Annotated in this window: 8 protein-coding genes, 1 tRNA gene and 1 pseudogene; 4 read left to right on the forward strand and 6 right to left on the reverse strand. The window is 77.6% G+C overall.

The genetic code is table 11. The annotated features are described in order from the left end of the window. The first annotated feature begins 156 nt into the window (after positions 1-156). The 3 genes from Q0789_RS08220 to Q0789_RS08230 all read left to right on the forward strand — a co-directional run bounded on the left by Q0789_RS08220 (position 157) and on the right by Q0789_RS08230 (position 3,640). Positions 157-1,197: a putative selenate ABC transporter substrate-binding protein gene (locus tag Q0789_RS08220; protein WP_298804050.1), complete on the forward strand. Its 1,041-nt coding sequence runs from the start codon at positions 157-159 to the stop codon at positions 1,195-1,197. Positions 1,198-1,214: 17 nt separating this feature from the next. After that, the gene (locus tag Q0789_RS08225) at positions 1,215-1,958 is read left to right on the forward strand and encodes a phosphonate ABC transporter ATP-binding protein (RefSeq protein WP_298804053.1); all 744 of its coding nucleotides are present in this window, start codon (positions 1,215-1,217) and stop codon (positions 1,956-1,958) included. Between the two features lie 92 nt (positions 1,959-2,050). Then, positions 2,051-3,640 carry an ABC transporter permease gene (locus Q0789_RS08230; protein WP_298804056.1) on the forward strand — a complete coding sequence of 530 codons (1,590 nt, stop codon included), beginning with the start codon at positions 2,051-2,053 and terminating at the stop codon, positions 3,638-3,640. Positions 3,641-3,646: 6 nt separating this feature from the next. Here Q0789_RS08230 and Q0789_RS08235 read toward each other — a convergent pair whose 3' ends face one another. From Q0789_RS08235 to Q0789_RS08245, 3 genes are all read right to left on the reverse strand, one after another. Continuing rightward, positions 3,647-5,881: a selenocysteine-specific translation elongation factor gene (locus Q0789_RS08235; protein ID WP_298804059.1), complete on the reverse strand. Its 2,235-nt coding sequence runs from the start codon at positions 5,879-5,881 to the stop codon at positions 3,647-3,649. A 3-nt stretch (positions 5,882-5,884) separates the two neighbouring features. After that, a complete protein-coding gene (selA, locus tag Q0789_RS08240; RefSeq protein WP_298804062.1) occupies positions 5,885-7,261 on the reverse strand; it encodes an L-seryl-tRNA(Sec) selenium transferase in 1,377 nt (458 codons plus the stop codon). A 113-nt stretch (positions 7,262-7,374) separates the two neighbouring features. Continuing rightward, a tRNA-Sec gene (locus tag Q0789_RS08245) sits at positions 7,375-7,467 on the reverse strand. A 119-nt stretch (positions 7,468-7,586) separates the two neighbouring features. On the opposite strand from Q0789_RS08245, the gene selD reads away from it, so the two are divergent. Continuing rightward, positions 7,587-8,609, forward strand: a complete 1,023-nt coding sequence (gene selD / locus Q0789_RS08250) for a selenide, water dikinase SelD (protein WP_298804065.1) — start codon at positions 7,587-7,589, stop codon at positions 8,607-8,609. A gap of 42 nt (positions 8,610-8,651) precedes the next feature. Here selD and nrfD read toward each other — a convergent pair whose 3' ends face one another. The 3 genes and pseudogenes from nrfD to fdh all read right to left on the reverse strand — a co-directional run. Next, entirely contained in the window at positions 8,652-9,899 is a 1,248-nt protein-coding gene (gene nrfD, locus Q0789_RS08255; protein ID WP_298804068.1) for an NrfD/PsrC family molybdoenzyme membrane anchor subunit, read from the reverse strand. After that, complete coding sequence (locus tag Q0789_RS08260; protein WP_363326116.1) at positions 9,896-10,906, reverse strand: 4Fe-4S dicluster domain-containing protein; 1,011 nt, start codon at positions 10,904-10,906, stop codon at positions 9,896-9,898. The genes nrfD and Q0789_RS08260 overlap by 4 nt, the downstream gene beginning before the upstream one ends. 320 nt (positions 10,907-11,226) lie before the next feature. Further along, positions 11,227-14,475: pseudogene (gene fdh / locus Q0789_RS08265) on the reverse strand (formate dehydrogenase); the annotation flags it as partial. Positions 14,476-14,521: the final 46 nt, after the last annotated feature.

The raw sequence follows: 14,521 nt of genomic DNA on the forward strand, positions 1-14,521 counted from the left end.
CGTGGCGCGGGTCCGGACGCTGGACGCGCACGCGGGCGGTCGCCCGGGGAGGTGGTCCGCTCGGGGCCGTAGCCGTGGGCCACGATGGCGCCGTCCGCTCCCACGACCTCCGGAGGTCACCGTGACCGTCACCGCCCACGCCCTGCCCACGACGACGTGAGGGGCCGCGACGTCGCCCGGTCGGGTGGCCCCGAGCTCGAGCCGTCCCTGCAGCACCCCTCCTCTGCTCCCGCGAGCCTCCCCGCCGCGCCCACCCGCCGGCGGCTGCTCGCCGGTCTCGGTGCCGGTCTGGGCGCCGCGGCGGCCGCCGGCGCCCTCGCCGCCTGCGGCGGCCGCACCTCACCGGTGTCCCCGGCCGCCGACCCCTCGCCCGCCGGTCCCTCAGCCCCGTCCGGCGGTGCCCTGACGATCGGCGCGATCCCGGACCAGGACCCCGAGGTCCTCCAGCGCCTCTACGGCCTCGTGGCCGACTCGATGGCGGAGGCCACCGGCCTCGCCGTCACCTACCGGCCCGTCACCGACTACGCCGCCGCGGTCTCGCTCTTCCGCACCGGCGACCTCGACCTCGTGTGGTTCGGCGGCCTCACCGGGGTGCAGGCCCGGCGCCAGACGCCGGGCGCCGTCGTCGTCGCCCAGCGCGACATCGACGAGGACTTCCGCTCCGTCTTCGTCGTCAACGAGGCCACGGGCCTCGCCCCGTCGGAGGACCTCACCGAGCTCGCCGACCTGCGCTTCACCTACGGCAGCCAGACCTCGACGTCCGGCTTCCTCATGCCCGCCTCCTTCCTCACCGAGCAGGGGGTCGACCCGCGCGGCTTCCCCGGCGGCCCCGGCTACAGCGGCTCCCACGACGCGACGCTCCAGCTCGTCGCCTCCGGGAGCTACGAGGCCGGCGTGCTCAACGAGCAGGTGTGGGTGGCGCGCTCGGAGGCCGGGGAGGTCGACCCGGCCGTGCGGCTCTTCTCGCGGACGCCGCCGTACCACGACTACCACTGGCTGCTCGGCCCGGACGCGGTGGAGCGGCTGGGGGAGGACCTGCCCGAGCGGCTGCAGGACTACTTCCTCGGGCTGTCCGCCGACGACCCCGACGACGCCCGCGTGCTCGAGCTCTTCGGCGCCGGGTCCTTCGTCGAGGCCCGCGCGTCCGACCACGCCCAGATCGAGGCGGTCGGCGAGCAGCTCGGGCTGCTCCGCTGACCGGCGTCGACCCGGGCGTGCCGGCCGTCCGGCTGCGCGACGTCGAGGTCCGCCTCGGCCGCACCCGGGCCCTCGCCGGCGTCGACCTCGTCGTCGGCGCCGGCGAGCGGGTCGCCGTCGTCGGGTCCTCCGGGGCCGGCAAGTCCACGCTTCTGCGGCTGCTCACGGGGGCCGTGCGGCCGGCGACCGGGGCCGTGGAGGTGCTGGGGCACGACCTCGCCGGGCTGCCGGCGCGCGAGCTGCGCCGCCTGCGCGCCCGCGTGGGCACCGTGCACCAGCACCTCGACCTCGTGGGCGCGCTGCGCGTGGTGCACGACGTCAACGCGGGACGCCTCGGCACGTGGCCGACGTGGCGCGCGGCCCTGTCGCTGCTGCGGCCGCAGGGCGTCCCCGAGGTCGTGGCCGCGCTCGCCGAGGTGGGGCTGGCCGACCGCCTCTACGACCGCACCGACCGGCTCTCGGGCGGGCAGCAGCAGCGGGTCGCCGTGGCGCGCGTCCTGCTCCAGCAGCCCGACCTCGTGCTCGCCGACGAGCCGGCCTCGGCGCTCGACCCCGCGCTGACCGACCGGACGATGCTGCTGCTCCGCGACGTCGTCGAGCGTCGGGGCGGGGCGCTGCTGGCCTCGCTGCACGACCCGGCGGTGGCACTGCGGCACTGCACCCGCGTGGTGGGTCTGGAGCAGGGGCGGGTCGTGCTCGACGCGCCGGTGCCGGCCCTGACGGCGGCCGACCTCGCCGCCTTCTACGGGGCGCCCCGGTGAGCGCCGGCTCGCGCGCCGGGGCCGCCGCCCCGGTCTGTGCCCCGGTCGGTGCCCCGGACGGGGCGCCGGCTGGTGGGGACGCCGGGCCGTCGGTGCCGCGGCTGCGTCGCTCGCGCGCCCGGTGGGCGTGGGGCGTCGGTGCGGGCGTCCTCCTCCTGTGGTCCCTCGCCGGAGCGGGCGTCTTCTCCGGCGAGGTCCTCAACCCCGCGGGCGCGCGCCAGCTCGCCCGCTTCGGCGCGGGCGCGCTCGCACCCGACCTCTCGCCGGACTTCCTGCGGCTCCTCCTCGGCAGCACGCTCGTCACCGTCGCCTACGCCGCCCTCGGTGCGGGGCTCGCCGTGGCGGCGGGCGCGCTCGGCGCCCCGCTGCTGACCCGCAGCTCCTGGGGGCGCCGCCGGACCGGCCGGCTGCTGGCCCGGGGCGCGGTCGCGGTGCCGCGCGGGCTGCACGAGGCGGTGTGGGGCCTGCTGCTGCTCAACGTCCTGGGCCTGGACCCCTGGGTCGGCGTCCTCGCCATCGCCGTCCCCTACGGCGCCGTGACGGCCAAGGTCTTCGCCGACCTCCTCGACGAGGCGCCCCGCGCGGCGCACGACGCGCTGGTCGCCGCCGGCGCCGGGCGCACCACGGCGCTGCTCTACGGGCTGTGGCCGCAGGCCGCCGGCGGCCTCCTCGCGTACGCCTTCTACCGCCTCGAGTGCGCGGTCCGCTCCGCCGTCGTCCTCGGCCTCATCGGGGCGGGGGGCCTGGGCTACCAGCTCTCGCTGTCCTTCACCTCGCTGCGGTGGGACCAGGTGTGGACCTGCGTCTACGCCCTGACGGCGGTGTGCGTGGCCGCCGTCGTCGCCGGTCGGGCCGTGCGCCGGCGGATCGCCGACCCCCCGGCCCCGCGGGGTGGTCGGCTGCGCCGCGACCGCGTCCTGGTGGTGGCCGGCGTCGCCGTGCCCGCCCTGGTGGCCTGGTCCGCGTGGTACCTGGCGGTCTCGCCCGCCGCGCTCGTCGACGACCGCGCCCGCGAGCAGCTGGCCCTGCTCGTCTCCGCCGCGTGGCCGCCGGACGTCTCGGGCCCCCTGCTCGTCGCGCTCGCCGGAGCGGCCGTGGTGACGGTGCAGACCTCCGTCGTGGCCGTCGCCCTGGCGACGGCGGGGGCCGTGCTCCTGGCCGGCCTCACGACCCGCCCGGCGCACCGCGTCGCGGTCCCGCGGGCCCTCGCCGGCGTCCTCGTGCGGACGGCGCTGCTCGTCCTGCGCGCGGTGCCCCCGCCGGTGTGGGCCCTCGTGCTCCTCTTCGTCCTGCGCCCCGGCGTCCTGCCGGGGGCGCTGGCGCTCGGCGTCTACACGCTCGGGGTGATGGGGCGGCTGACGGGCGAGGCCCTCGAGGAGCTGGACCGCCGGCCCGCCGACGCGCTCACCGCGCTGGGGGCCTCGGGAGCCGCCGCGCGCCTCTACGGCGTCGCGCCCCGCGCCGTCGGACCGGTGCTCGCGCTCGCGCTGTACCGCTGGGAGGTCGCCGTCCGCGACACCGTGCTCGTCGGGCTCCTCGGCGCCGGCGGCCTCGGCGCCCTGCTCGCCCTCCAGCTGGCCGTCTTCGACTGGCCGGCGGTCACCACGACGCTCGTCGTCGTCGTCGCGCTGACCCTCGCCGTGGACCTCGTCAGCGACCGCGCCCGCGCCGTCCTGCGCTGACGGGCCTCAGCGCAGCCGGCGCCGGTCGTCCGGCTGGCGCGCGGTGCGCCCGCTCGCGTCCAGCGCCTCGAGCAGCGGCAGGGCCACCCGTCGGCTCGTGCCCCAGGCCTGCCGGGCCTCGCTGGTCGTGAAGGGCGACGGCAGGGCGGCCAGCGCGGCGGCCGCCGCGTCGAGGGCGCCCGGCGCGAGGACGACGTCGCCCACGCGGACCAGGGCGCCGACCCGCACGGCCGCGCCGAGCTCGCGCGGCCCCAGCCCGAGGTCGCGCAGGCGGTGCGCCTCCGGGGCGCGGAAGGGCTCGGCGCGCAGGTCGGCCAGGACCTCCCGCACCGCGGCGGCCACCGGCGGCGGCAGCTGGTCGAGGGCCAGCTGCTCGGCGGCGGGCTGCTCGGAGGAGGTGCGCTCGGTCGGGGAGGGCGGGACGGACGAGCGCGGGGCGATGGAGCCGGGGTGGCCAGGCTTTCCGGGGGCAGGGCTTCCGGGGGCGGGGCCCGCGGGGGTGGGGCGGCCGGACGAGGGCAGGGCGGGGCGGGGGCGCGGCGTCGGGGCGGGACCGCCCGCCGGGCGCGGCGACGGCGTGGTGGGCCGCGGCCGGGCCGACGGCGCGGGGCTCGGAGCGGTCGGCGTCGGGGCAGCCGTGCTCGGCGGGGCGGGCGTCGGAGGAGCGGGCGTCGGCGGGGCGGGCGCAACGAGCCGCCCGTCGCGCTCGACGAGCACGTCCGCGGCCAGGAGCCGGACGACGTCGAGGTCTGGCACGCCCAGCCGGTGCCGGGCCGCCTCGAGCGGCGTGCCGCCTGCGAGCGGGTCGGCGGCCGCGTCCTGCGCCACCAGGGCGACGAGCCGCTGCCGCAGCTCCTCGCGCAGCCGCGGGTCGAGCACCTGCGCGCCGGTCCCGCTGCGGCGCAGCCGGTCCCGCACGAGGACGGCCGGATGCCCGGCGCGGACGAGGTCGGCGGCGGCGGCGACGCCGCGCCGGCGGACCTCGTCGTCGAGGAGCGCCTGGCGCCGGGCGCGGGCGTCGGGGGCGGCGTCGTCGACGAGGAGCGCGGCGGGGACGGCGAGGTCGGCGGCGCGGGCCCGGGCGGCCCCGCGCCGGGTGAGCGGCGGCGGGTCGACGTCGAGGACGCGGACCCCGGCGAGGACGGCCCGGCGGCCCGGGTCGCGCAGCAGCCCGAGGTCGCCCGTGCGCAGGGGCAGCGGCGTCCGCAGGCGCAGCCGGACCACCTCGGCGCCGTCGCCGCTCGCGCCGCCGCCCCCGGTGCGCCCCAGCGCACGCGGCCGCGCGCTCACCTGGGCGGCGCCGACGTGCAGGAGCGCCTCGAGGGGCAGGGCGTCGCGTCCGACACCGGCAGTGGCGGGGCCGTCGTCCGCGAGCGCCCGCGCGCGCACCGCGCCGGTGAGCACGACGTCCACCTCGCAGGTGAGCCGGGCGCTGCCGGGGGCCAGGAGGGCGCTGCCGCGGGGCACGTCACCGGCGGACGCGCCGCGCAGGTTGACCGCCACACGGGCGGGCCCGGCCACCTCCGGGCGCGGCTCCTCGAGGGACTGCAGGCCGCGGACCCGCACCGACCGGCGTTCGCCGTCGGGCGTCACGGCCTCGAGCTCGTCGCCGGTGCGCAGGACGCCCTCGGGCAGGGTGCCGGTGACGACGGTGCCGGCGCCGCGGATGGTGAACGAGCGGTCGAGCCACAGGCGCGGCGGCGCGCCGGGGTCGGCCGGGGGCAGCCCGCGCACGAGGCCCACGACGGCGGCGCGCAGCGCATCGGTCCCGGCGCCCGTGCGGGCGCTCACCACGACGGACGGGGAGCCCGCGAGCGAGGTGCCGACCAGGCGCTGCGCGACGTCGGCGGCCGTGGCCGCGGCCCCGGCCGCGTCGACGAGGTCGGCCCGGCTGACGACGACGAGGCCCGAGCGCACGCCCAGGGCGTCCAGGGCGTCGAGGTGCTCCTGCGACTGGGGCATCCACCCGCCGTCGGCCGCGACGACGAGGAGGACGGCGGGCACGGGGCCGACCCCGGCGAGCATGGTGGGGACGAAGCGCTCGTGCCCGGGCACGTCGACGAGCGCGACGCGCTCGGCGCCGCCGGCGCCGTCGTCCAGGTCGGTCCAGGCGAACCCGAGGTCGAGGGTGAGCCCGCGGCGCTGCTCCTCGGCCCAGCGGTCCGGCTCCCGGCCGGTGAGCGCGCGGACGAGGGCGGACTTGCCGTGGTCGACGTGCCCGGCGGTGGCGAGGACGTGCACCGCTCAGGCCCCCGCGGGCGCCGCGGAGCGGGTGGTCGCCAGGGCGCGCAGCGCGGCCCCGACGAGCTGCGCGTCGTCCTCGGGCGCCAGGGAGCGCAGGTCGAGCAGGCACCGTCCGGCCTCGGTGCGGGCGACCACGGGGGGCGCGCCGGCGCGCAGGGCCGCCGCGGCGCGGGCGGGCAGGCTCACGGCCGCGCTCGGCAGGGGCAGCTCGGGGGCCCCGCCCCCGCCGACGGCGGCGTCGCTGGCGACGACGACCGCGTCGTGCCCGGCGGACGCCAGCGCCTCCGCCACGGCCTCGGCGCGGGCGCGGACCTGCTCGAGCGGCGCCTCCAGCGCGGCGCGGACCGGGACGACGGGGCCGCGCAGGGTCGCCTCGAGCGCGGCGAGGACGAGCTTGTCGACGCGCAGCGCGCGGGCCAGCGGGTGGCGGCGCAGCTGGTCGACGAGCTCCGCGCGGCCCAGCAGCAGCCCCGCCTGGGGGCCGCCGAGCAGCTTGTCGCCGCTGGAGGTCACGAGGTCGGCGCCCGCGCGCAGGGCGGTCGCGGCGTCGGGCTCGTCGGGCAGGAGGGGGTGCGGCGCGAGGAGCCCCGAGCCGGTGTCGACGACCACGGGCACGCGGCGCCCGAGCCGCCCGGCGGCCTCGTCGACGACGGCGGACAGGCCCGCGACGTCGACGTCCGCGGTGAAGCCCCGGACGACGAAGTTCGACGGGTGGACCTTGAGCACCATGCCGGTCTCGGGGCCGAGGGCGTCGGCGTAGTCCCGGGGGGCGGTGCGGTTCGTCGTCCCGACCTCGCGCAGCCGCGCGCCGGTCGAGACGAGGAGGTCGGGCAGGCGGAAGCCGTCGCCGATCTCCACCATCTCGCCGCGGCTGACGACCACCTCGCGGCCGGCGGCCAGGGCCGTCGCGGCGAGCACGAGGGCGGCCGCGCCGTTGTTGACGACGTGGACGCCGCCGGCGTCGGGGACGGCCGCGGCGAGCGCCGCCGTGGCGTCGCGCCCGCGGCGACCGCGCGCCCCCGTGGCGAGGTCCAGCTCGACGTCGGTCGTCCCCGCCGCGGCGGCGAGCGCCTCGACCGCGGCGGCCGACAGGGGCGCCCGGCCGAGGTTGGTGTGGAGGATGACGCCCGTCGCGTTGAGCACGGGTCGCAGGCTCGCCGCCGTGGCGGGCAGGGCCGCGAGGACCTCGGTCACGACGTCCTCCGGCGCGACCTCACCGGTGCGCACGCGCTGCTGGACCCCCGTGACGACCTCCTTGACGAGCGCCCGCCCGAGCCGGTGCTGCGGCTCGACGAGCGCGTCGGCGGCGAGGACGACGTCGGTCCGCGGCACCCGGCGGGCGGGGGAGCGCCGGTCGGACGGTGCGGAGGTGCTCACGGGGCCGACTCTAGGTCGCGCCACGGCGGTGCTGGCGTCGGCTGCACCCGCGCTCGGGGCCCTGCCTGCTCGCCTGCCTGGTCCCGCGCCTGGCCCCCGGGGGGCGCGCGCGGCGGAGGCGGACGGGAATCGAACCCGCCAGACCGAGGTGCTCGGCCTCGTCGGTGTTGAAGACCGCGGGGCCCACCAGGAACCCAGACGCCTCCACGCGCGGGGACGAGTGTGCCGCACGCCCGCTGGTCGTGCTCACCCCCGCCGGACGCGGGGCCGGTCGCCGCACCCGGCCCGGTCGTCGCGGCGCGGTGCCCACAGGCACACTCGGACCGTGACGGCGACGCCCCAGCAGACCGGTCGGCTCACCTCCTACGCCCACGGCGGGGGGTGCGCGTGCAAGATCCCACCGGGCGAGCTGGAGGCCGTCCTCGCTGGCCTGCCCGGTCGGGGGACGGCGCCCGACGGCGCCGGGACGCTCCTCGTCGGCCTCGACGACGGCGACGACGCCGCCGTCGTCACCTCGCCGGCCACGCCCGGCGTCGGCCTCGTGGCGACCGCCGACTTCTTCACGCCCGTCGTCGACGACCCCTACGACTGGGGCCGGATCGCGGCGACCAACGCCCTGTCGGACGTCTACGCCATGGGCGGGACGCCGCTCGTCGCCGTCAACCTCCTGTGCTGGCCCCGTGACCTCCTGCCCATGGAGCTCGCCGCCGAGGTGCTCCGCGGGGGCGCCGACGTCGGCCGCCTCGCCGGGTGCCACGTGGCCGGCGGCCACAGCGTCGACGACCCCGAGCCCAAGTACGGCATGGCGGTGACCGGCCTCGTCGACGTCGAGCGCCTGCTGCGCAACGACGCCGGCGTCGCCGGCGTGCCGCTGTCGCTCACCAAGCCGCTGGGCGTCGGCGTCCTCAACAGCCGGCACAAGGCGACCGGCGAGGTCTTCCCGCAGGCGGTGGACGCGATGACGACGCTCAACGCGGAGGCCTCGCGCGCCGCCGTCGCCGCGGGCGCCCGGGCGGCCACGGACGTCACCGGGTTCGGCCTGCTCGGCCACCTGCTGAAGATGGCGCGCGCCAGCGGCGTCGACGCCGTCGTGGACGCCGCGGCGGTGCCCTACCTCGACGGCGCCCGCGACGCGCTGCGCGACGGGCACGTCTCCGGGGGGACGCGCCGCAACCTCGACTGGGTGCGCCCCCACCTCGCGAGCCGGCTGCCCGAGGACGAGCTGCTCCTGCTCGCGGACGCCCAGACCTCCGGCGGGCTCCTCGTGGCGGGCGAGGTGCCCGGCGCGCCGGTGGTCGGCGAGCTCGTGCCCCGCCGCGGCGCCGCGGTCGAGGTGCACGTGCGCTGAGCGCCCGCCGGGAGAGGACCGGGGCGGGTGGGCCCCGCCGCGTCAGGCGGCGGAGCCCACCCGACCGGCGTCCTGGCCCTCCGCGGCAGCGGCGGCCTCGGCCTCGGCCTCGGCGCGGCGACGGGCCTCGAGGCGCTCGCGCTGCGGGACCACCGTGTACTTGGGGTCGCGGGCCGACGCCATGCCCGCCTCGAAGACGCCGAAGCGCGTGAGCAGCGAGCCGGCGTTGAGCGCCACGCCCGACGCCACCCCGACGGCGCGCGAGCGGCCGGCGAAGAAGGCGCCGACGGCGCCCACGGCCGTCAGGGCCTTGGCGGCCTTGAGCCACCGACCCTGGCGTCCGATCTTGTAGGGCTCCCCGACGAGGCCGGTGCGGTGCTCCATCCGGTGGCTCAGGCCGAGCTCGAGGGCGGCCCCGGCGACGGCGGCGCGCCGTGCCGGGCCGGCCTCGTGGACGGGCGCGGCGATCATGCCGAGCCCGCCGGCGGCGGCCATGCCCGACCCGGCGAAGACGAACGGCAGCTCCGGGTACGACTCGTGCCAGGTCGGCACCGCGGTGTCGGCGATGAGCACGGCCGTGTAGGTCGCCAGCGGCGGCCCGAGGACGGCGGCGGCGACGCCGGACGCCCGGCCCACCGGCCCGACGAGCGGGAGGAGCGGCGCGAGGCGGGGGAGGCGCCCCGAGGCCAGCAGCGGGCCGCCGACCTCCGCCGCCGCGGCGACGCCGGCGAACGCGCTGTACGGCGAGAGGATCCAGCTGCCCACGCTCAGCGGCGAGGTGACCTTGAAGACGCGCAGCATGTTGAGGAAGCGGCTGGGCATGCCCAGGTCGTGGATGAGCGCCACCACGCTGCCGATGCTGCCGATCGAGCCGGCCAGGCGGGCCGTGCGCCGCAGCACCGGTCGCCCGGTCGCGTCCGCCAGCGCTCCGATCACCGAGCTCGAGCCCGCGAGCCCGCCGAGGTAGAGGTACAGCGGGACGTCGGGCACCTTCCACGTGGGCGTGTGGATGACCTGCCGGCCGTAGTACGACTGGAACTCGGCCTCGGGGACCATGAGCTCCTCGGCGCCGCGACGACGGCGACGCGAGGCCCCCGGCCGGCCGCGGTCCTGCGGGCCGCCCGTCAGCGTCCCCTGCTCGCTGGGCGTCGTCGTCAGCTGGTCCCAGCCGCGCCGCTCCCCGCTCGCCGGCGACGGACCGGCGTCCGGCGCGGGGGCCTCGCCGTCCCGCGGCTCGCCGGCGCTGGCCGGCATCCCGCGCTCCGCCTCGCGGCGCTCGGGGGCGCTCACCGGCGGGCCCCGAGGAAGGAGAGGGCGAGCGCGCCGAGCATCGTGCCCGCCGCCATGGCCGCGTGCTTCCACATGTCCGGCAGGTCGCGCGTCGTCACCACCGGGTCCGGCGGCAGGCCGTAGACCTCCGGGTCGTCGAGGAGGAGGAAGAAGGCGCCGTCGCCGCCCACGCCGTCCTCGGTGTCGTGGCCGTACAGCTGGGCCTTGGGCTCGCCCTTCTCCTGCAGGACGGCGAGCCGCTCGTCGGCCCGGCGCCGCAGCTCGTCGACGGGGCCGAACTGGATGGACTCCGTCGGGCACGCCTTGGCGCAGGCCGGGGTCATGCCCTCGCCGAGCCGGTCGTAGCAGAGCGTGCACTTGTGGGCGCGGCCCGTGGACTCGCGCTTGCCGATGACGCCGTAGGGGCAGGCCGGGATGCAGTAGCCGCAGCCGTTGCAGACGTCGTCCTGGACGACGACGGTGCCGAACTCCGTGCGGAACAGCGCGCCCGTGGGGCAGACGTCGAGGCAGGCGGCGTTGGTGCAGTGCTTGCAGACGTCGGAGGCCATGAGCCAGCGGACGCCCTCGGGCGAGCCCGAGGGGCCCTGCTCACCGGCGCCGGCGGACGGTGCGGGCAGCGAGCCCGGGTCGGTGGCCGTGCCCTCGAGGGAGGACAGGACGTCGAAGTCGCCCATGTCGGCGACCGGGGGGAGCCCGCCGGACGACGCCCCGCCGCCGGAGCCGCAGCCCCCGCCCGAGCCGCACCCGCCTCCGCCGCCGGGCGCGGCGGCCGGCGCCGGGCCCGGGCCGATGCCCGGCATCCCGAGGCCGACCGGGGCCCGCTGCGGCACCGGCTGCTCGACGAACGCGACGTGGCGCCACGTGGAGGCGCCGAGCATCGAGCTGTTGTCGTACGAGGTGCCGGTGAGGTCCATCTCCCCCGTGGCGGGGACCATGTTCCACTCCTTGCACGCCACCTCGCAGGCCTTGCAGCCGATGCAGACGCTGGTGTCCGTGAAGAAGCCCATGCGGGGCGGGTGGTCGGCGTCGTAGCCGGTGCCGTCCGCGGGTGACGGGGTGTCGAAGAACCCCTTCCGGTGCCCGCCGGTCGTGGGCCTGCTGTCCGTGCTGGCGCTCACGCCGTGCTCCCTCGGTGGTCCGTGCGGTCGTCCTTTGGGCCGTCGGACCCCGGTCGGGCCGTGCCCGAGCCGCCCGACTCCTCGTCGGCGCCTCGTGCCGGCCCACCGGGCCCGCCGCGGGCGACGGTCCCGTCCGGGTCGGCCTGAGCCCCGGCGTCCGCGGGCACGAGCGTCCCGCCCCGCGCCGAGGCGACGTCGCGGTCGTCCGGCAGGCCCGCCCGGCGCCGGAAGCTCGCCACGTGCTCGACGAGCGCCGGCCCGCGCGGACGGCGGCCGGGGCGGATGTCGCAGGTGCCGACCTTGTCCTGGATGTGGGTGTTGGCGTCCAGGGCGATCTCGACGAGCTCGTTGGCCGCGTCACCGGTCGAGATGCCGTTCGGGCCCCAGTGCCACGGCAGCCCGATCTGGTGCACGACCTCGCCGCCCACCCGCAGGGGCCGCATGCGCTCGGTGACCATGACGCGGGCCTCGATGGCGCTGCGCCCGGACGTGAGCGTGGCCCAGCCCATGTGGTCCAGGCCCTGCATCCGGGCGAGCTCGGGGGAGACCTCGCAGAACATCTCCGGCTGCAGCTCCGACAGGTACGGGAGGGTCCGGCTCATGCCGCCGGCCGTGTGGTGCTCGGTCAGCCGGTACGTCGTGAAGACGAAGGGGTAGACCCGGCTGCGGGCGGGGTTGCGCCGGTTGCCCGGCACGTCGAAGTCCTGCCGGGTCGGGCTGTAGGTGACCTGCGGGTACACCGGGTTGCCGATGGGCGACTCGGTGGGCTCGTAGTGCGAGGGCATCGGCCCGTCGGCGACCCCGGAGGGCGCGAAGAGCCAGGCCTTGCCGTCGGACTGCATGACGAACGGGTCGGTGCCCGCGAGGGCGTCCGGCCCCTTCGCGCCCGCCGGCGGCACGTAGTCGGGCCGCTTCGTGGCCTCGAAGTCGGGGACGTCGTCCCCGGTCCAGCGGCCGGCGTCCTCGTCCCACCACACGAGCTTCTTGCGCTCGCTCCACGGCTTGCCCTGGGGGTCGGCCGAGGCGCGGTTGTAGAGCACGCGGCGGTTGGCCGGCCACGCCCAGCCCCACTCGGCGGCCGTGAGGTCCTGCTCCCAGCCCGGCCTGCGCCGCGCCGTCTGGTTGACCTCGTCCGCGTAAGCGCCCGAGTAGATCCAGCAGCCGGACCGGGTGGAGCCGTCGTCCTTGAGCTCGGTGTACCCCGAGACCGCCGACCCGTCGGGCCCGGTGCCGCTGATCTCGCGCAGCACCTCCTCGGCGCTGGGCTCGGCGTGCGGGCCCTCGGTCGAGTAGTCCCACGTGAGGTCCAGGAGCGCCCGGTCGTTGGGGTCGGTCGAGCCCGCCAGGCGCTCGCGGAGGATACGACCGAGGTGGAAGTAGAACCACAGCTCGCTGCGGGCGTCGTCCGGCGGCTCGACGGCCTTGTGGTGCCACTGCAGCAGACGCTGCGTGTTGGTGAAGGTGCCGTCCTTCTCCACGTGGTTCGCCGACGGCAGGAAGAAGACCTCGGTGCCGATGTCCTCCGTCCGCAGCTCGCCCGTCTCGATCTCCGGGCCGTCCTTCCAGAACGTCGCCGTCTCGATCATCTGCATGTCGCGCACGACGAGCCACTCGATGTTCGCGAGGCCGAGGCGCTGCAGGCGGGCGTTGGCCGACCCGACGGCCGGATTCTGGCCGACGACGAAGTAGCCGGGCACCTTGCCCGCGACCTGGTCGAGGACCGTCTGGTAGGTGCCGTGGTCGCCCGTCAGGCGCGGGATGCGGTCGAAGCAGAAGTCGTTCTCCGCCGTCGCCGCGTCGCCCCACCAGCTCTTGAGCATGCTCACGAGGTAGGCGCGGCTGTTGCCCCAGAAGCCCGTCGACGTCGTGTCCTGCTCGATGTAGCTGTCGAGGTCCAGGCCGTCGCGGGCGTAGGGCATCGGCAGGTAGCCGGGCAGGTTGTTGAAGAGCGTCGGGATGTCGGTCGAGCCCTGGATGCTGGCGTGCCCGCGCAGGGCAAGGATGCCGCCGCCCGGGCGGCCGACGTTGCCGAGCAGCGTCTGGAGGATCGCCGCCGTCCGGATCATCTGGGCGCCCACGGTGTGGTGCGTCCAGCCGACGGCGTAGGCGAGCGCCGTCGTCCGCTCCCGACCGCTGTTGCGGACGAGCGCGTCGGCGACGGCCGCGAGCTGCTCCGGCGCGATGCCGCAGGTCTCCTCGACCATCTCGGGCGTGTAGCGCGAGAAGTGCCGCTTGAGCAGCTGGAAGACGCACCGCGGGTCCTGCAGCGTCTCGTCGCGCTGCTGGCGCTCGGGCACGCCGCCCGTGCTCAGCGCGTCCGCGCCGCCGGGGCCCTGCGAGCCCTGGTCGGCCGAGTCGGACGAGCCGCCCTGGGGCTGCACGCCGGCGGCCTGCTCGGGGTCGCGCTGGCCCGAGGCGGCCGTCGTCGGCCCGGACGCGTACTGCCACGACGACGGGTCGTAGCTGCGCGACTCCGCGTCGTAGCCGGAGAAGAGCCCCTCGAGGTCCTCGGTGTCACGGAAGTCCTCCGACACGATCGTCGCGGCGTTGGTGTAGGCCACGACGAACTCGCGGAACTCGTGCCCGCCGGAGAGGACGTGGTTGACGAGCCCGCCGAGGAAGGCGATGTCGCTGCCGGCCCGGATGGGCACGTGCAGGTCCGCCACCGCCGACGTCCGCGTGAAGCGGGGGTCGACGTGGATGATCGTCGCGCCCTTGCGCTTGGCCTCCATCACCCACTGGAAGCCCACGGGGTGGGCCTCCGCCATGTTGCTGCCCTCGATGAGGATGCAGTCAGCGTTGGACAGGTCCTGCTGGTGCGTGGTCGCGCCGCCGCGGCCGAACGTGGTCCCCAGACCGGGGACCGTGGAGGAGTGTCATATGCGCGCCTGGTTCTCGACCTGCACGGCGCCGAGCGCCGTGTAGACCTTCTTCATGAGGTAGTTCTCCTCGTTGTCCAGCGTCGCGCCGCCCAGGCTCGCGAAGCCGAGGGTCCGCCGCAGGTGACGGCCCGACTCGTCCGTCTCCTGCCAGCCCTTGCGGCGGGCGTCGAGGACGCGGTCGGCGATCATCTCCATCGCGACGTCGAGGTCGAGGTCCTCCCACTCCGTGCCGTGGGGGCGGCGGTACTTCACCGTCGTCACGCGGCTGGGGGAGGTGACGAGCTGCGTGCTCGCGCTGCCCTTGGGGCACAGGCGACCGCGGCTGATGGGCGACGCCGGGTCGCCCTCGACCTGGACGACCTTCTCGTCCTTGACGTAGACCTTCTGGCCGCAGCCGACCGCGCAGAACGGGCAGACCGAGTCGGCCACCCGGTCCGCCGTCGCGGTGCGCGCGACCTTCGCCTCCGTCCCGCGCGAGCGGACGGCGGCGCCCCGGCCGAGCGCGTCGCCGGCGCCGCGGCGCGCGGCCACGGCTTGGCGCAGCAGCGGCCAGGGCAGGTGCTCGATGACGGACATGGTGCTCCTCACGACCGGCTCCGCTCCGACGCGGGGCCTGCTGGGC

Source organism: uncultured Pseudokineococcus sp. (assembly GCF_947499845.1).
Taxonomy (GTDB): domain Bacteria; phylum Actinomycetota; class Actinomycetes; order Actinomycetales; family Quadrisphaeraceae; genus Pseudokineococcus.